Origin of the sequence: Flavobacterium sp. LHD-80 (assembly GCF_030929605.1) — a bacterium.
Taxonomy (GTDB): domain Bacteria; phylum Bacteroidota; class Bacteroidia; order Flavobacteriales; family Flavobacteriaceae; genus Flavobacterium.
This window is the reverse complement of record NZ_JAVFVS010000008.1, coordinates 173,178-189,874: the sequence shown is the minus strand read 5'-3', so window position 1 is coordinate 189,874 and position 16,697 is coordinate 173,178. Positions and strand designations below refer to the sequence as shown.

17 protein-coding genes and 1 pseudogene are annotated in these 16,697 nt (G+C 28.5%); 3 read left to right on the top strand and 15 right to left on the bottom strand.

The features are described from left to right. Window positions 1-7: 7 nt before the first annotated feature. A complete protein-coding gene (locus RB619_RS12245; protein ID WP_308097813.1) occupies window positions 8-598 on the top strand; it encodes a riboflavin synthase in 591 nt (196 codons plus the stop codon). 12 nt (window positions 599-610) lie between these two features. Here the strand turns inward: RB619_RS12245 and RB619_RS12240 are convergent, their stop codons facing one another. From RB619_RS12240 to RB619_RS12180, 13 genes and pseudogenes are all read right to left on the bottom strand, one after another. Next, window positions 611-853 carry a hypothetical protein gene (locus RB619_RS12240; RefSeq protein ID WP_308097811.1) on the bottom strand — a complete coding sequence of 81 codons (243 nt, stop codon included), beginning with the start codon at window positions 851-853 and terminating at the stop codon, window positions 611-613. A 333-nt stretch (window positions 854-1,186) separates the two neighbouring features. Beyond that, complete coding sequence (locus RB619_RS12235) at window positions 1,187-1,645, bottom strand: hypothetical protein (RefSeq protein ID WP_308097809.1); 459 nt, start codon at window positions 1,643-1,645, stop codon at window positions 1,187-1,189. Window positions 1,646-1,649: 4 nt separating this feature from the next. Beyond that, the gene (locus RB619_RS12230) at window positions 1,650-2,486 is read right to left on the bottom strand and encodes a hypothetical protein (RefSeq protein ID WP_308097807.1); all 837 of its coding nucleotides are present in this window, start codon (window positions 2,484-2,486) and stop codon (window positions 1,650-1,652) included. Between the two features lies 1 nt (window position 2,487). Next, on the bottom strand, window positions 2,488-3,969 hold the full coding sequence (locus tag RB619_RS12225; RefSeq protein ID WP_308097806.1) for a class I SAM-dependent DNA methyltransferase: 1,482 nt from the start codon (window positions 3,967-3,969) through the stop codon (window positions 2,488-2,490). Then, window positions 3,966-5,051, bottom strand: coding sequence for a hypothetical protein (locus tag RB619_RS12220; protein ID WP_308097804.1), 1,086 nt, complete (start codon window positions 5,049-5,051; stop codon window positions 3,966-3,968). Before RB619_RS12220 ends, RB619_RS12225 begins: the two co-directional genes overlap by 4 nt. A gap of 7 nt (window positions 5,052-5,058) precedes the next feature. Continuing rightward, entirely contained in the window at window positions 5,059-6,612 is a 1,554-nt protein-coding gene (locus RB619_RS12215; RefSeq protein WP_308097802.1) for a restriction system-associated AAA family ATPase, read from the bottom strand. After that, on the bottom strand, window positions 6,609-7,574 hold the full coding sequence (locus RB619_RS12210; protein ID WP_308098066.1) for a restriction endonuclease subunit S: 966 nt from the start codon (window positions 7,572-7,574) through the stop codon (window positions 6,609-6,611). The genes RB619_RS12215 and RB619_RS12210 overlap by 4 nt, the downstream gene beginning before the upstream one ends. Before the next feature lie 60 nt (window positions 7,575-7,634). Then, window positions 7,635-8,150, bottom strand: a pseudogene (locus RB619_RS12205) (restriction endonuclease subunit S); the annotation flags it as partial. 239 nt (window positions 8,151-8,389) lie between these two features. Then, window positions 8,390-8,848: a hypothetical protein gene (locus RB619_RS12200; RefSeq protein ID WP_308097800.1), complete on the bottom strand. Its 459-nt coding sequence runs from the start codon at window positions 8,846-8,848 to the stop codon at window positions 8,390-8,392. Between the two features lie 431 nt (window positions 8,849-9,279). Then, window positions 9,280-9,681, bottom strand: coding sequence for a hypothetical protein (locus RB619_RS12195; RefSeq protein WP_308097798.1), 402 nt, complete (start codon window positions 9,679-9,681; stop codon window positions 9,280-9,282). 44 nt (window positions 9,682-9,725) lie between these two features. Then, window positions 9,726-10,658, bottom strand: a complete 933-nt coding sequence (locus RB619_RS12190) for a hypothetical protein (RefSeq protein WP_308097796.1) — start codon at window positions 10,656-10,658, stop codon at window positions 9,726-9,728. A 23-nt stretch (window positions 10,659-10,681) separates the two neighbouring features. After that, on the bottom strand, window positions 10,682-11,173 hold the full coding sequence (locus tag RB619_RS12185) for a hypothetical protein (RefSeq protein WP_308097794.1): 492 nt from the start codon (window positions 11,171-11,173) through the stop codon (window positions 10,682-10,684). A 6-nt stretch (window positions 11,174-11,179) separates the two neighbouring features. Beyond that, window positions 11,180-11,569, bottom strand: coding sequence for a hypothetical protein (locus RB619_RS12180; protein WP_308097792.1), 390 nt, complete (start codon window positions 11,567-11,569; stop codon window positions 11,180-11,182). A 93-nt stretch (window positions 11,570-11,662) separates the two neighbouring features. Here RB619_RS12180 and RB619_RS12175 point away from each other — a divergent pair, with 93 nt between their 5' ends. Further along, on the top strand, window positions 11,663-11,884 hold the full coding sequence (locus RB619_RS12175; protein ID WP_308097790.1) for a helix-turn-helix transcriptional regulator: 222 nt from the start codon (window positions 11,663-11,665) through the stop codon (window positions 11,882-11,884). A 129-nt stretch (window positions 11,885-12,013) separates the two neighbouring features. Here RB619_RS12175 and RB619_RS12170 read toward each other — a convergent pair whose 3' ends face one another. Both RB619_RS12170 and RB619_RS12165 read right to left on the bottom strand, forming a co-directional pair. Beyond that, window positions 12,014-12,448, bottom strand: a complete 435-nt coding sequence (locus tag RB619_RS12170) for a JAB domain-containing protein (protein ID WP_308097788.1) — start codon at window positions 12,446-12,448, stop codon at window positions 12,014-12,016. 75 nt (window positions 12,449-12,523) lie between these two features. Further along, the gene (locus RB619_RS12165; RefSeq protein WP_308097786.1) at window positions 12,524-12,928 is read right to left on the bottom strand and encodes a hypothetical protein; all 405 of its coding nucleotides are present in this window, start codon (window positions 12,926-12,928) and stop codon (window positions 12,524-12,526) included. Window positions 12,929-13,395: 467 nt separating this feature from the next. Here RB619_RS12165 and RB619_RS12160 point away from each other — a divergent pair, with 467 nt between their 5' ends. Further along, entirely contained in the window at window positions 13,396-16,692 is a 3,297-nt protein-coding gene (locus RB619_RS12160; protein ID WP_308097785.1) for a DEAD/DEAH box helicase family protein, read from the top strand. Window positions 16,693-16,697: the final 5 nt, after the last annotated feature.

The window sequence follows — 16,697 nt, the reverse complement described above, 5'->3', positions numbered from 1 at the left end:
AACAACAATGTTCACAGGAATTATAGAAACCCTAGGAAGGGTTCATAAAATAGAGAAAGACCAAAACAACCTTCACATCACGATTGATTCATCGATCACGAACGAATTAAAAATTGACCAGAGTGTTTCTCATAACGGAATCTGCCTGACTGTTGTCGCTATTCAAGATTCTTTTTATACCGTAACAGCAATTGATGAAACGATCTTAAAAACAAATATTGGCGAGTGGCAAGAAGGCGATATTGTAAATTTAGAACGAGGAATGAAACTTGGCGACCGTCTTGACGGGCATATCGTGCAAGGACACGTAGACCAAACTGGGACTTGCATCAAAATTGAAGAAGCCAACGGAAGCTGGAATTACACTTTTGAATACAACAAAAACCTTAGCAACATCACAATAGAAAAAGGATCTATAACTGTAAACGGAGTAAGTCTAACTGTTGTAAATTCAAAAACAAACGAATTTAGCGTTTCGATAATACCTTATACTTTTGAACACACCAATTTTAAAAATTTTAAAGTGGGGACAAGAATCAATCTTGAATTTGATGTTGTTGGCAAATATATCTCACGATTGTACGCCATCAACAAATAGATAAAAACATATTTAAAACAAAAAAAGATTCAATTTAATTGAATCTTTTTTTATAAAATCATATCTGCGAATTGCGTATACGCCAAATAATACTGCACATCCAGCCAAAATAAATAAATTTTGATCGATTGGTGATCCAGGAGGCTTATCTGGTTTCGTTGGCGGATCTGGAGCCGTAGTCTGAAATGCTAAAATACTTGACACAGACATTAGCGCAACACAAAATGTCAAAAAAATAGTTTTTTTAATCTTCATAAGTTTAAACTTGTCAAAGACAAGCGGTATTAAATTAGACTTGGGGTCTTTTATGAAATTTCGCACAAACCCTTGTGGTTAAAGAGTTTCACCGGACAAATGTAGAAGATTTTTACAGAAAAACAAGTCTAAAACAAAAAAAAGCTTCATAAAAATTTATGAAGCTTTTATATTTTGTGGTCCCACCTGTATCTCAATTATAGAACTAATAAAGAGTCATATATGGTTTTATAGAGCTTTTCATTATACAAGAATTCAAAAATACATTACTGCAGACTCCTATCAATGTATGTGGGATTGAGCATCACTTAAAAAGAGACCATTGAAATCTATTTAGATGATACCCAAAATTATTTGATTTATTAAATCCAACAAATGAATAGCAGATTGTTTATTTAATTCATCTCTATCAAATGGAGGATCATCTCCTCTATAATTTGTAACTTTCAACAATCTATAACCATGAGTGTTAGCTAAATGCTCAATATGAGCCGAAACATCATTATAGACTCTACTAGCACAAATTATGATATCGCAATTGTGGGCGAAAACATAATCATTCAATCTATCATGTAAATTAAAACGCCAAAGATAATCCCCCATACTCTCAATACCAATTTTATAACCACCACATGTAAGGACGTCCGAAATTTCACCTAAAGGCAAAGGAATTATGTATGAATGCAAAGGATTAATATAACGAACTATTAATTCTTCTCTTAAAATCTTTATTGTTCCTGTTTTGCCACAACCATGTTTACCCCATAATTGGATAATAGTTTTTTGTTTCATTTAATTATATTTTAAATTGACTAAATTCTCTTGAATTGTCTGTACTTAATTCATAATTTATAAAGTCAATCATCCAACTATATTTATCTTTTACTTTGTCACTGATACCAGTACTCATTTCTTTTTGACAAATTGCTAAAACCTCCTGTAAAATTATATTTTTATCCTTTAAATCTTCTGCCTGAAATGAATTACTAAAAACCCCCTCTATACCTCCTTTTGACATCATTTCGTGCAAAATTTGATCTGCTAATTGGGAAGTAGATATTCTGTAATTAAAAGGATTTATATAAACTTCATTTGTATTATCAATATTTAAGATTTGACTGTAATTCCAATTATTATGTAATTCAGAGCTTTTAAAAACATCTAAAAGTTTTTTGCTTATTATTACCCTTGGATAATTTGCCACTTTTGACTCCAAATTATATGCTTCAACAAGTCCGCCAGAAAAAATTATATTTTCATCTGAATAATATGATCCTATTGTTATTGCTCCACGAGTAAAAATACCCTTTTGCAAAAGCAATATTTGATAACCACTCAAATATTGATAAAAGAACCAAAACTGATCATAAATATTGTAAGTATTACGCTCATTACCATATTCTAATGGCACAGATACGCATAAACAATCAGAAAACAATTTGGCTTCTATACATTCTCTAAAATCGAATAGAAATCCATTGTTCTCTTTTGGCAGAGCTTTAATAAAGCCCCCTGCATTATTCATTGCATGAATTAAGCTTTCTAATATCTGATCATTACCATTATCATAATCTTCAATCATTTTAGAGAAACCAAGTATATCTACAAATGAAATTATTTTAGTTGTTGTCATTTTAATTTGCTTTTGATAAACTTTTAACAACCTCTCTAAAACTATTTAATGCACTTTCTAAGCTATCAATGATTTCTTGAGCTATCACTTCTGGCTCAGGTAAACTTTCTAAGTCAATATAACTATCGTCTTTTAACCAAGTTATATCAAAATTAACTTTATCTCTAGCAATCAATTCATCGTAAGTATACTTTTTAAATCTTCCCGTTAAGTTTTTTAAACTCCATGTATCATTCGAGCTATTTCTGTCTTTAGCTTTGTAACAACCTATAAATGAACTCAAATGCTCAAATTGTAGTGGATGTTTTTTTAATGTATGGTGAACATTTGTCCGATAATCATAAAACCAAACCTCTTTGGTAGAGGGCATAGAAGTTATTTTCTTCTTTTCTAAAAAAAGAACATTTACCTTTACGCCATTCGCGTAAAATATCCCAGTTGGCAGCCTTAAAATAGTATGTAGATTAGTTTCTTCTAATATTTTTTTTCTTATAATTTCACCCGCACCTCCTTCAAACAACACATTATCTGGCAATACAATTGCAGCACGACCATCAACATCTAGCATACTAATTATATGTTGAACAAAACAAAGCTGTTTATTACTTGTTGTAGCCCAAAAGTCACTCCTTAATATGAATGCTTCTTGTTTGGCTAACTTTTCATCATTTGTAATAGTATAAGTACTGCTTTTCCCAAAAGGAGGATTTGCAAGAACGATTTTCACTTTTTGCTTTGGATATTCCAACAAGCTATCAACTACCTCTATTTCAGGAGTTTCTTTTAAATCTCCTATACCATGTAAAAATAAATTCATCAAGCATAATCTTGCCGTTGAAGGAACAATGTCCCAACCATTAAAAGTTTTAAATTGCAAAAACTCTTTTTTATTTTTTAGCAATAATTCCTTTTGGAAGTTCGTATTTAAATATTCAATTGCCCCAAGGAAAAATCCACCAGTACCACATGTTGGATCGGAAATTGTTTCCAAAGGCTTAGGCTCAACACATTCCACGATCGCTTTAATAATAGAGCGAGGCGTGAAATATTGGCCTGCACCACTGCTTTCAGCACTCTTTTGAAGTAAATTTTCATAGATATCTCCTTTTATATCTACCGATTCAGATACCCAATTATCTTCATTTAACAGCTCGATTAATTTTTTTAGCTTATACGGGTCATGAATTTTATTTTGAGCTCCATTAAAAATTTTACTTAACATCCTACCAGAAGTAGACAGGCTGTTTAATGCATTTATATAATCTAGAGTCAAGCCCTCTAAAGAATGATTCAAAAAGAAACTCCAATCACAATTTTTAGGTATATTGAAATTCCTATTATAAGGTGGTTTGGAATATTCATCAGCCATTTTAAGAAATAATAAATATGTTATTTGTTCCAAGTAATCACCATAACTGACTCCATCATCTCTCAAAGTATCACAAAATGACCAGATTTTTGCTACTAAATTATTTGTTGTCATGTGGTCATTGTATTTAACTGATTAAACAAGACATTATTCATCCCTTGTTCTAAAAATTCGTAATAAGCAAACTTTATATGGTATTCAACTTCCAACGAACTTGGATTAAAAGTTTGTTTATAATTTTTTATATATTCTTTTAATAATTTCTGAGTCAAAATTGAATGTTTTAATTTTGCCGAATAAATTAATTCTTTTTGCCACTTTTTATAATTTATAGAATTAGCGTACCTTTTTTTAATTTGATAGATATGATCCCACGAAAGAATAAAATCGCTATTAGGACTAATATTCACTACCCATTTACCTGATTTATTATTTAAATCAGTTTCTGGATGAATACTTCCTAAAAAATCGAATGAGATATTACTATTTATAAAAGGAGAATTAAACACAAATGGATAAGAAAAAATCCTTTTATTACCAATCTTATCAAAAAGTACATCTTTCGCTTTTTTGAAATCCTTATTGCATTTATCACATGTAGGAGCTAAATTTTTATTAATTATAGATGAAATTGGATATTTGCTTTTATTAGCAATATGATCGTAGTCAGCTCGTCTAAAAATTGGTTTACTAAGTTCTTCAAGTCCGCAAAATGGGCACATTTTCGAGTCAGGAATACTATCATAAAAAATTTTGTAATGCTTGTCGATTTCCCATGCATTTGGGGATTTTAAATAGTTCCACAAGGCATCCATTAAGTCAGAAAATGAATTAGAACCATTTAAAAGCCTTTTAATATTTGATGAGTGAAGAACAATTGCTTCAGTATTGTTAGGTTTCTCAAAGAAGAGATGAATTTTCTGAGATAAAATAATTAGATTTAAAAATTCGTTTTTTTCATCTTGACTCAATTTTTTAAAAATGTCAAAAAAAGCTTTAAATTTCACTTCTAAAGTAGAATTTTCTTTGCCTTTAGGTGCAATCTTATTATTTCTTATAAAGCTTGAATGAAAAAAAATCTCTGGCTTGAACTTAGTCGTTTTTTTTACATCTTTTATTTTTCTTATGAAATAAAGAAAATGAAAATTCAATTCCCTAAGTTTTTGATGTTTAATAAATTGATATTTATATAACATTATAAGTTTATTTTTTAGAGTTTAATAAAATAATGCGATTACGTAGTGATGCTTTTTCTAAAGAGTCTCCAAAGTTTGATAATTCCTTTTGAATTATTTCAGGGTTATTTTCATTTTCCAATTCTTGTAATTCCTGCAATGAGTTCTCAGAAATTGGGGGATTAATTTGAAATGCCATTTCTAGTATGTTATCAAATGAAGCTCCATAAGTTTCACTTTTAGGTTCCTGAATATTTATTTTATTCTTTTCCCTTTTGAATATAAATACATTTTCTTTTTTACAATCTGAAACAATGAAGGGTGAATGTGTTGTAATAAAGAAATGTTGCTTTCTTTCAATTGTAACCTTTTCTAAGGTATTTATAAATGTCCTACGCCACAATGGATTAAAATGAGTCTCTGGTTCATCTAAAAGAAATAAACAATTTTCTTGATTCATCATTAAAATAGTGCTAAAAACATTTAAGAATTGATGTTCACCGTCACTAAATGAAAGATAATCAATTTCTTCTCCATTATTCAGTTTAAATTTTAATTCTGAATATTGTAAAACTTTATTAATATCTGAGACTGCAGGCATTTTAGTAACTAATCTTCTAGCCTTTCGTTCTTTTTTTATTTTTTCTTTCGTCTTCTTGTCAACAATTAAATTATTAAGTAATTCTAACTTGTACAAACACGTATAAAGCTCCAAAGCCGATGTAAAATTGTCTTTAAAAGCTCTTATAGTAGTTTTATCTAATACAAATTTGAGCGTGTTTTTATTTAATTTTTCTTCGTAAATATTGACATCTGCAATGTTTATGAGAATTTGTCGCCAATTCTTCAATTCTTCTGTAAGCATTACTCCTCCTTTTTTTCTATTAGGTGCAGCTTGTTGCTTTGTTTGTATTGTAATAGTAAAGCTTGTTAAATCATCAATATCTAATTTATTAATTACAGTATCAATTTGCGGAAGTTCATCTCTAAAAATGAAACTACTTATGGCAATACCCAAATTTGTATTATAGCTCATAAAATACAAATTTGGCTCATAATCATTACCTTGTTTAATACCAAAGGCACGTTCGTATGTATATTGAGCATATTCATCATAATATGAATCAAAAGGAAGACTTAAAGTTTCATTATCTCCAGAACTATATCCTATAATTTTAGTTGGCAAATAGTCAAACAAATCAATATTATCTATATTTATTTCTTCAATCTCTTCAGCATTTTTTTTCCAAATTTCAACTACTATATCTTTTACTTTTGTCTTTATTTTATCACATTCGAAAATTATAAGGTAAACATCATCGCCTTTAAATATTTCATATTCTATTCTAAATGCAAAAGGTGATAAAGGGGCTTTTATTTTATTCTCATTTCTATAGACATTTTCTAGAAAAAGAAATATTTCAGCAATAATTTCTAATATTTGGGATTTACCCGAACCATTTATTCCTACTAAGCAATTTGTATGTATTGAAGTATTATCTTGTGTCTGAAAAAACAAATCAACCCCTTTTAATAGGGGTTTGTAATCAATATCTAAAATGGAAAGTCTTCTTAATCTCATATTAGTTTAAATCTTATTGATTTCGAAATATTATCATATTGCTTAACTACTATTTCTTTTTCTATCAAAATCTTAAATTCAACTTCCATTTCATCAATTGACATACTATTTGTTTTAATTATATCATCAAAACTAAAGTGTGTTTTTTTAAAATTTGATTTCAATACATCAACTAACTTTTTCTTTTCCCTTACAGTTCTTATCTTAGTAACTTGTCGTTGATTTTGCAAATAAATATTCTTTTCAAGATTAATTTTTTTCAATGAAGTTCCAACAGAACTATCACTATTTAATTGTGAACTTAGTTTTCCTAAAAAAGCATCTTGAAGAAGTTTTTCTTTTATATGTTCAGACTTTCTCCTCTGACTAAGTAGTTCTTCAATTAAATTATCGCTGTAAGCTACTGCGTTATCTATTTCTTCAACTATTATATTCTGCTCATCGATGGGAGGCAATGGAAAAGGGATTTGTTTAAATTTTTCTGTTGATAATTCTAAAAATGTTGTGCCACTTGCTATTTTATTGGCATAATTTTTAATTGACTTCAAAAAATAGTATAAAAAAGAAGGATTTACATCTGCATTAGGTATGATATTTTTAAATCCCTGATTTGTAGAAAGTTTATTACTTGAAATCACTACATATCCAATTGGTGCTCTGGATGAGAATAAAACACTATTTGGTGGAAGTAATTTTGCAGAACTATTTTGTAATCCTTTCATTGAAATACTTTTTTTGCCTTTTGATATATATTTCCCTTTATAATTTGTTAGATCTGAAGGAGTTATCCAACAAATTTCCTCTCCCCAAAATTCTTGCACTTCTGTCGAAGGGGTACCACCACTATAAATCTCACCAATTTGATTTAATGTTTTCCACTTCCATAATTTAGGAAGTTTATCATTTCTATTATTATCTTCTAATAAATTTCCATTAAACAATTTGTAAATGGTTTTATCCACATATAATTCTGCTTTTTTAAGTGCTAAATCTATATTATTTATACTATCTTGAATATTAGTTATTACTTCTTCTATTTTATTAACAATTCGTTCTTGTTCTTCTATTGGAGCTAAAGGAAATGGAATTTGTTTAAATTTTGATGCTGATAATTCTAAAAACGTTGTACCACTCGCCATACTTTCAGCAAGTGATTTTATACTAGTTAGATAGTAATAAATATATTTTGGATTAATATTACCTATTAATATTAAGTTCTTAAACCCTTGATTAGTAGCTAATTCATTTTTTGTTATAGCCACATAGCCAATTGGTGCCCGGGATGAAAATATAATTGAATTTTCAGGCAAAAGATTTGCAGATGAGTATTCTAATCCTACTTGCGAGATATTTCTTTGACCTTTAGATACTTATATATCATTAAAATTAGATAAGTCCGCAGGTGTAACCCAAGGAATGTTTCCATTCCAAAAATCAGGTTCTTTAGTAGATGGAGTTGCTCCACTAACAACAACACCAATATCATCTAAAGTAACCCACTTCCAAGTTTCAGGAATCTTTTTTTGATTTTTATTCACTTTGTCTTTGAGTAATTAAAAGGTAATCAATTTAACTGCACAATGTAAGTTTTTTTTAAAGAACGTACAATTTTTTAAGTTCTGAATTTGAAATTTTTATCTCATAAAAAAATCCTCATAATGAGGATTTTAGATTAACTTATCAATATATAAAACTTATAGATTATGTAGCATGCAAAAATATGAATTCAAGATGACAATTTTGCAACAAGTTTTAACAAATACCGAATAGAAAAAAACTATTTGTATTTTATAAATTTTCTAAACTCAAAAGAATTATTACTACAATCTACAATATCATTTTTCACTTTTGATTTAGCATTCAACCATTTTTCAGTTACATCTTTTTGAGATGCAATTATTTCAGTTTCAGTGTTATTAATTTGATCTGTTAATTTAATGTAATACTGAGTATAAACCTCTTTAACAGGATAGTCAAAATATTCAACAGGAAAACTAGAAGTTTTAATTTCATCAATAACCCATTCTTCATTTGGTTGCCAATTGCTTCTAAACTGAGGAGAAATACCATCTCTCAATAAGCTTTTCGTATAATTTATATCATTACAAGTCAATTCATTTCCATTCTCTAACACAATAATTAATTCAGTTGTTAAAGTCACTTTTTTATAGATATTAGTAGTATTGTCTTTTAATACTCCTTTAAAAACATGAGTTACTGTATTAGGTTTCTGCATTTTATCAATTGACGAACTTAAAACAACAAAATCACTAAAGATATTTTTAGTACAAACAAACTTATAAGTCCCATCTTCATTTGTATTTTCAGGAACTTCTTTATTTGTTATTGAATTACAGGAGAATAATAGAACTAAAAATTAAATATGTAAATATTGATTTTAAATTAATCGAAAGAAAAAAGATATTTAAAATGTCAAAATACCTTTTTTTACAATTATTCTAATTTTCATAAAAATTTTATGCACAATATAAATGAAAAATCATTTTCCACCCTAGAAATAAAAAAGCCTTACAAACGCAATGCTTATAAGGCTTTTTAAGTGTTAACTGTGGTCCCACCTGGGCTCTCTTACTTAACTCTCATGATAACAATATCAGTATCTCACAAAGCCTATAAATTTATGTATGCCTTATTGTGTGCCTTTTTTCACAATATCTCTTTTATCAAACCCTCAATGAGACTTTTTTTTGAGTAGATTACAAATACATCTTTATTCTTGTAAATACACCTTACTTCTACTTCAAATTGAGTAAATTGTTCAACACAAAAAAGATGCTTTAATTCTCCTGTAGCACTAGTACATAAGGAGGTTATGCCCTTAAAGAATTGCATACTTTTATCCTTAAAATTTATTACAACTGCTTCCAGTATATCTAAACTAAAAAAGAGTTTAGTTTCATCTGTAGTTTTGTTCAGAAATTTATTTAATCCTGTACCCACATATTTATAATTATCTAAATGCTTAAATCTAATGGAGCATAAGCCTAATTCAAATTCCCAATTCTCATATTCCAATCCTAGCTTAAAAGGAATTATTTCTTTTTCCATTTGCTTATAGATATAAAACCACCTAAGTGGTTAAATTTTGCTAATCATAATGCACAATTGCCATTTTGAATGTTCAGCTTTGTGGGATTATAAAGGTTTCCCACAGCACTAAATTGACCTATAAATTTCGGGTTACTTAATACAGTCTTTAATGCACATAAGCTATTTAATACTTTATTATCACTGACAATTAAATTGCCTCCTCCTATAAGCTGGATATTATCCAAACCATTTAGATTAGCTAAAGCATTGTTATTCTTTATGTACAATGCTCCCTTTACATAAGTCAATTTATTTAAAGAATTAACATCAACAAGTGAGGCATTATTCTGAACTATCAAAGTTGGTAAAGAAGAAGTATAGCCTACCTCTCCTATACTATTTAAGTTTTCTAGTCCATTTAAATTAATTAACAATGGATTATTAGCTATGTACAGATTTTCTGTTTGTAAAATCTTAGAAAGCCCACGTATGCTTGTGAGGTTTTGATTTCCATGAATTTTAACATTGCTTAATTTAGCCCCAACTGCATTTCTAAGACCATCCACATTCGTAAGTTTTGAATTGTTGAATATTTCAACTTCTTGATTTATTGTTGATATGTTACTTAGTGCATCAATGTTTATTAATGAATTGTTTAGCCTAATTAATATTCCTGAGACTGTACTAACTGAGTTTAAACCATTTAAATTGATTAATTTATCATTGCTTTCAATCTTTATGTACTTACCTACTGTTTTTAAGCTTTTTAATGCTTCCAGATTAGATAAACTAACATCATTTGTGTTTGCACTAACAATCAAAGCTCCTGTAATTTCAGTATAGTTGTTACTTCCAAACTTATTTACTTCACTCTGTGTAGTAAGAGTTACATCTCCTTCAAATATTTTTTCCTTAAAGTCACTACTATTATCATTAGCACAACTAAAGCTTAAAGATGAGATTATAATTATAACGAGTAAAATTCTTTTTTTCATTGATTTGGTTTTAATTAATAAATTTATAAATAGGTCTTTAACAATGTCTTTTGAAGTCCTAAAACAATCTCAAACTCTACCTCATTGAGTTGGAGTACTAGTTTTTCATATGGTTCAGGATTTAGACTTATTATTATTTTAGAGTCAAAAGACAAAATATGTTCTAGTGACTCATGATTAGTAAATGCTTTGAGTTCCTCTTTGTTGTTCTTTATTGAATGATACTTTTCCACTAGACCAATAAAGTATCTCTGCCTCTTATACAGATCTAAAACATTATTTAGCTTGTAGTAGGTTTCAATGAATATACAATCTTGCTCTCTAGTGGCACAGGTACATGGAAATGGCTTTTCATTAGCAGTTAGCCATTTACTCCATTTTCTGCATTCACAATTATTAATAACATTATGAAACTCTTTCTCATATTCAATGAGCCACCTTTGAATATGTTGCGTATTTAGTATTGGAGATATCTTAATCAAGTCTTGTAGATATAATTTTATTTCAAACTCCATAGTGTATTAAAATGCCACTTTTGAATTATTCTTTACCCTTTGACTAAAATCTTTTGCAATAAAAAATTGTTTATCATCATTAATATGCTTTATGTCTGAGTAGTAGAAAGAATAAGTTGTTTTAATCTCCATAAAGTCTTCATAAAATTTTAAATGAACTGAATTTTGTCTGTAGATGAATTGGACATAAGATTTTTTTGATAATGAATTTTTAAAAAGATAATGTTCTCTTGAATCTTTTGATTCAAATTCAGCTTCTCCATTAAATAAGAACTCATTAATTCCACTAACAACAATTGGATACTTGTGAATAAATGGCGTGTCATTTAATACTTTACTTTTCCTTTTAGTGATTACAATAGCTATTACAACCACAATCAAAATAATCCAAATCATAATTATCTTTTTATTTGTTTTTAAAAACTTGCCATATATGGCATAAAGCAAAGCAAATATAAAACTTTTCTTCACTTCACTAATACGTGAAACATGGAAAAAGTTGAATTTCAAAAGCTTTTAGGAAAAAGGATTCAAGAAATAAGACTCGCTAAGGGTATGACTCAAGTTGATTTAGCTTCGAAAGTTGAAGGAAGATTTGATACTACAAATCTATCACGTATTGAATCAGGCAGAATTAGCACAACTGCTTATACTCTGTACAGAATTAGCAAAGCCTTAGAAATCCCACTAGAAGAGCTAATCAAAATATAAAATTTAGCTATCTATATATGTATTGTATAAAAGTAAAAAGTGTATTTTGTATTAAATACAATCAAGCAATAACACGTATACACTTTTACTTTATCATAAGACCTCAACAATTTCCTTGCACACTAGAAGTCATAATATGAGATTATCACTAAAGCTATAATATCCTTGTCCTGTAATTATTAAATGATCTAGAAGATTTAAATCTAATATTCCACAGGCTTCTTTAAGCTTTTTTGTAATTGCCTTATCAGGTTCACTAGGCTCGAGAGTACCACTTGGATGATTATGAGTTATCACAATACTCGAAGCATTACACTTTAAGGCTATACCAAGAATTATTTTAATATCCACGACAGTTCCTGAAGTTCCTCCTTTTGACATTTCATAAAGTCCTAGCACAATATTAGCTCTATTAAGAAGTACAATTTTCACTTCTTCTTGGAATTCTATAAGGTCTAAATCCCAATGCTTCAGAACAAGATTATACAAAATTTGGCTATTAGTTACTTTTATCCTTTCAATATTATTATTTGAATAGGAAACTTTTATTTCTGCTACTTCCATAATATTAAATCCGTCCATAATTTGTAATTCCTATAAAGGGGCTATACAAAAAATGGACGTCTTAAATTAATTTAATCACATTGACATGCTAGCTAAATGCCCATTTCTAGAAAAAGCTTCTACTTTAGTTGCAAAGTCATTTTCAGAAGACTCCCTTTTGGAGCTAGTGGAACTGGGACTATTTATCTCGGGCTGATAAACATATCTATGAGTCAACATTATAATTTCTCCAGTTTCTCTCACAGTATATTCGTAAGGATCAGAATCCATTTTTACAATATTTCCGGGCATGTCAGTACCCAATAATGCTTTACAAGTTTCTTCATCAAATGTTGAAGAAATATTTGCTCTCTTTGCTGTTGCATAATATTGTCCTGTTTTAGTGCTTAACACCATTTCTATACCACTTTGAATTTCTAAGACAAAGAATGGTTTACCTTCCTCTGTTTGTCTTTTTTGATAGTTTACAATTCTTACCATGTTTTTATTTTTTTGAGTTGAGAATATCCTGAATCAAAATATCATTTAAATCAGGAGCAATAAATTTGTCATTGCTCAGAATAAGTGTGGGTATTTAGTGAGATGATTAGATTAGTTAAGACACTTGAATAGAACCTGATATAAATAGCAAGGTAAACTTTGTACTCTTGAGTGCAGAGTAAGCATAGAAGAGAAACAAACCTAAAATCATATGTGTTATGATTATACTTTCCACACTGACCATAAAAGTGCAGTGTTTGCACAAAAGAATTAAGATAAATATATCATGCTAGACAAAATCCATACTGTACTCAAACTAAAGGCGGGGGACTTTTTTATAATCTAAATTAGGGGCGGGGGTATTTAGGGGAAGATTACGATTGAGTAATATATCAAAACAAAAAAAAAATTATATTTTTTTTTACTAATTTTAGCAGGAAGATACTTTAAAATTATTTACTAAGCTTATGGAATTATTTGATGAGATTATAGAAATAGATTTGCTCGTTGTTCTCAAAGAAAATGACAACAATATTAGTTATCATTTAGGAACTAGGAAAGGTGTTATTTCTAAAGAATCAGATAATGGATATTCTTTTATAATTAATGATGATGAAAAATTTTTTTTCACATTCAAACATACCTATAAGCCTTTAAACTATAATGGAATATTTTATGTTGATCCAAAAAAATCAAAGGGGGACATAATACAACATATTCAAAATTCTAAAAAAGAATGTCTTGAATATACACTTCCAACAACAAATTCTGTTGTTAGTAGTTGGACTGGCAATTTTGATTTCAAAAAAGAAGTTTTAGGTACTGACAAAAAACCTATAGTATATGGATTAAGACCTCCACAAATAGGAGCCTTACATTCAATATTAGCACATTGGAGCATATCTAATGATCCTGCTATTATTGTTATGCCAACTGGCACAGGAAAAACTGAAACAATGTTATCTCTTACTATTGCTCATAAATGTGATAAAGCTTTGGTAATTGTTCCTTCCGATTCATTAAGGACTCAAATATCAAAAAAATTTATTACGCTAGGGATTTTGAAAGAAGAGAATTTTCAAATAGTAAGCAACAGCACATTAAATCCTATTGTAGGGACAATAAAAACCTCTTTTAAAACAAAACAAGACGCAGAAAATTTTTACAGTAAATGTAATATAATTATAGCTACAAGTTCAGTATTAAATAAATGTAATGAAAATGGAGTTGGAATATTTGATGCAATAATATCAAGCTCCAGTTTATTAATTATTGATGAAGCACATCATTGTGAAGCAACTACATGGGACAAGATTGCAAGTAAATTTATCTTTCAAAAAAAACCAGTTTTAAAATTTACAGCTACACCTTTTAGAAATGATAAAAAAAGATTAAAGGGAAAAACTATTTATAACTATCCATTGTCTCTTGCTCAAAGAGATGGCTCTTTTATGAATATAAATTTTGTGCCAATCATTGAATTTAACGAACTAAAAGTTGATCGCGTAATTGCTGAAAAAGCAATTGAGCAATTAAGAAAAGATATTGAATTGGAGTATAATCACAAAATGATGGCAAGAGTTGAGAAAATTGACAGAGCCATAGAAGTTTATAATATCTATAAAAATTATACCGAGTTTAATCCACTTCTAATTCATAGTAGACTAAGTGATGTAGAAAAAAATGAAGCATTAGATAAAATAAAAAATGATGATAATTGTAAAATCATAGTATGTGTTGATATGCTTGGTGAAGGTTATGACTTACCAACTTTAAAGATTTGCGCATTACATGAAATCCATAAAAACATAACAACTTCAATTCAATTTTTTGGAAGATTTACTAGAAGCTCTTCAGGTAAGGTAGGTAATGCTACAATTATTGCTAATATTGGCGATAAGAACCTTAAAGATAATTTATTAAGAAAGTTGTATGCTAAAGATGCTGACTGGAATAAAATTTTAAAAATCTCTAATGAAGGCATTTTAAAAAATTTAAATAAAGAGGAAGAATTTTTTCAAAAATTTGATGAAGAAGAAATCCCATATCAAATTCCTTTAAGAAACATAACCCCTGCATTAAGTACTGTAGTTTACAAAGTCAATGCATATAATCCTGAATGGAAACCTGATAATCATAAAAAATTCTTTGATAAAAAAAACAGCCATACAGTATATGCTGTTCATCAGGAAAAAGATTTATTGATAATAATTAGTAAGAATAATTCATCTGTTAGGTGGGGTATTATTGATGATTTAATAAATAATATATATGATTTACATATTATTTATTTTAACAGAGATCAAAAATTACTTTTTATTAATAGTTCAAATAATGGAAGTTTATATGAAGGCTTAGCAAAATTAGTAATTGGAGAAGATATTTATTTGATTAATGAGTCAGATATTTATAAATCTCTTCATGAGGTAGAACAACTAGAACTGTTTAATTTAGGAGTAAAACCAATATCTGAAGAAGCTATTAGCTATACTCAATTATTTGGAAGAAATGTTGGAGAGGCTCTAGATGACATCACTAAGCAAACAAAATCTAGTGCAAATCTTTTTGGAAAAGGATTTAACCAAGGTGAGAGAATTACAATTGGTTGTTCATCTAAAGGAAGAGTTTGGTCAAGAATGATTAAAACTATTCCTGAGTTTTGTGAATGGTGCGATGTGATAGGGAAAAAACTTATTGACAGTTCGATTGATGTTAAAAATATTTTTAATTTCATTGCAAAGCCAGAGAGAATATCAGAGATTCCAGCCAATAAAACTCCAATTTCTATTATTTGGAATGATGAAATATATTATAGAGAAACTGAGTTTTTTATAAATGGAATTTCATTTTACGATTATAAAATTAATTTGAAATTTGGAAATCCTCAGAAAGATCGTATTTCTTTTTCAATTCAAAATGATTTAAACAAATCCGAATATGAACTAATATTAAGCTCTAATAAAGATTCAAGAGGATATACCTATCTGAAATCTTCAGGTTTAGATTTGTTTTTTACTTATGGCACAAATGAAAATATAACAATTCAGGAATTCTTTCATAAATACCCTCCAATAATCCGATTTTCTGATTCATCAAAAATGTATAATGACATTTACTTTGAATTTAAACATGATATTAAAGCCTTTGATAGTTCTAGAATAGAAACTAAAAATTGGAGTTCTTTCAATACTAATTTAAAGAAAGAGTCCCAGTATAATAAGACTAAAAGCATCAAACGTGAAGACTCCATTCAATTTATCATGATTCAAGAATTGAAAAAGGATCTTGATTATAAAATAATTTATGATGATGATGATAAGGATGAAGTTAGTGACATTATAGCTTTAAAATATTTTGAAGATGATTATAGCAAGCTTATTGTTGATTTATTTCATTGCAAATATTCATCTGAAAATAATTCGGGTTCAAGATTAAAGGATCTTTATGAGGTTTGTGGGCAAGCACAGAGAAGCTTTCATTGGAGACATAAACTATCAAATTTAATTCAACATATAAAACTAAGGCAAAATCAAAGATTAAACAAAGGTAAACCCAGTAGATTTGAAATTGGAGGTATGGAAGAATTGGAAATAATTAAAAATATTGTTGAATCTGGTTTTAGTCAAGTAATTTTCAATATTCATATTGTACAGCCAGGAGTATCAAAAGCTAAAATATCAGATGAACAGTTAAAATTATTAGGAGCAACAGATATGTTGTTAAAAAATACAGGTAATAATTTTAAAATAATTATAAATAACTAAATAAA

Bases quoted from the DNA above. Each gene is read 5' to 3' on its own strand.
- RB619_RS12245 (WP_308097813.1), top strand. From the start codon at position 8: ATGTTCACAGGAATTATAGAAACCCTAGGAAGGGTTCATAAAATAGAG.
- RB619_RS12240 (WP_308097811.1), bottom strand. From the start codon at position 853: ATGAAGATTAAAAAAACTATTTTTTTGACATTTTGTGTTGCGCTAATG.
- RB619_RS12235 (WP_308097809.1), bottom strand. From the start codon at position 1,645: ATGAAACAAAAAACTATTATCCAATTATGGGGTAAACATGGTTGTGGC.
- RB619_RS12230 (WP_308097807.1), bottom strand. From the start codon at position 2,486: ATGACAACAACTAAAATAATTTCATTTGTAGATATACTTGGTTTCTCT.
- RB619_RS12225 (WP_308097806.1), bottom strand. From the start codon at position 3,969: ATGACAACAAATAATTTAGTAGCAAAAATCTGGTCATTTTGTGATACT.
- RB619_RS12220 (WP_308097804.1), bottom strand. From the start codon at position 5,051: ATGTTATATAAATATCAATTTATTAAACATCAAAAACTTAGGGAATTG.
- RB619_RS12215 (WP_308097802.1), bottom strand. From the start codon at position 6,612: ATGAGATTAAGAAGACTTTCCATTTTAGATATTGATTACAAACCCCTA.
- RB619_RS12200 (WP_308097800.1), bottom strand. From the start codon at position 8,848: ATGCAGAAACCTAATACAGTAACTCATGTTTTTAAAGGAGTATTAAAA.
- RB619_RS12195 (WP_308097798.1), bottom strand. From the start codon at position 9,681: ATGGAAAAAGAAATAATTCCTTTTAAGCTAGGATTGGAATATGAGAAT.
- RB619_RS12190 (WP_308097796.1), bottom strand. From the start codon at position 10,658: ATGAAAAAAAGAATTTTACTCGTTATAATTATAATCTCATCTTTAAGC.
- RB619_RS12185 (WP_308097794.1), bottom strand. From the start codon at position 11,173: ATGGAGTTTGAAATAAAATTATATCTACAAGACTTGATTAAGATATCT.
- RB619_RS12180 (WP_308097792.1), bottom strand. From the start codon at position 11,569: ATGATTTGGATTATTTTGATTGTGGTTGTAATAGCTATTGTAATCACT.
- RB619_RS12175 (WP_308097790.1), top strand. From the start codon at position 11,663: ATGGAAAAAGTTGAATTTCAAAAGCTTTTAGGAAAAAGGATTCAAGAA.
- RB619_RS12170 (WP_308097788.1), bottom strand. From the start codon at position 12,448: ATGGAAGTAGCAGAAATAAAAGTTTCCTATTCAAATAATAATATTGAA.
- RB619_RS12165 (WP_308097786.1), bottom strand. From the start codon at position 12,928: ATGGTAAGAATTGTAAACTATCAAAAAAGACAAACAGAGGAAGGTAAA.
- RB619_RS12160 (WP_308097785.1), top strand. From the start codon at position 13,396: ATGGAATTATTTGATGAGATTATAGAAATAGATTTGCTCGTTGTTCTC.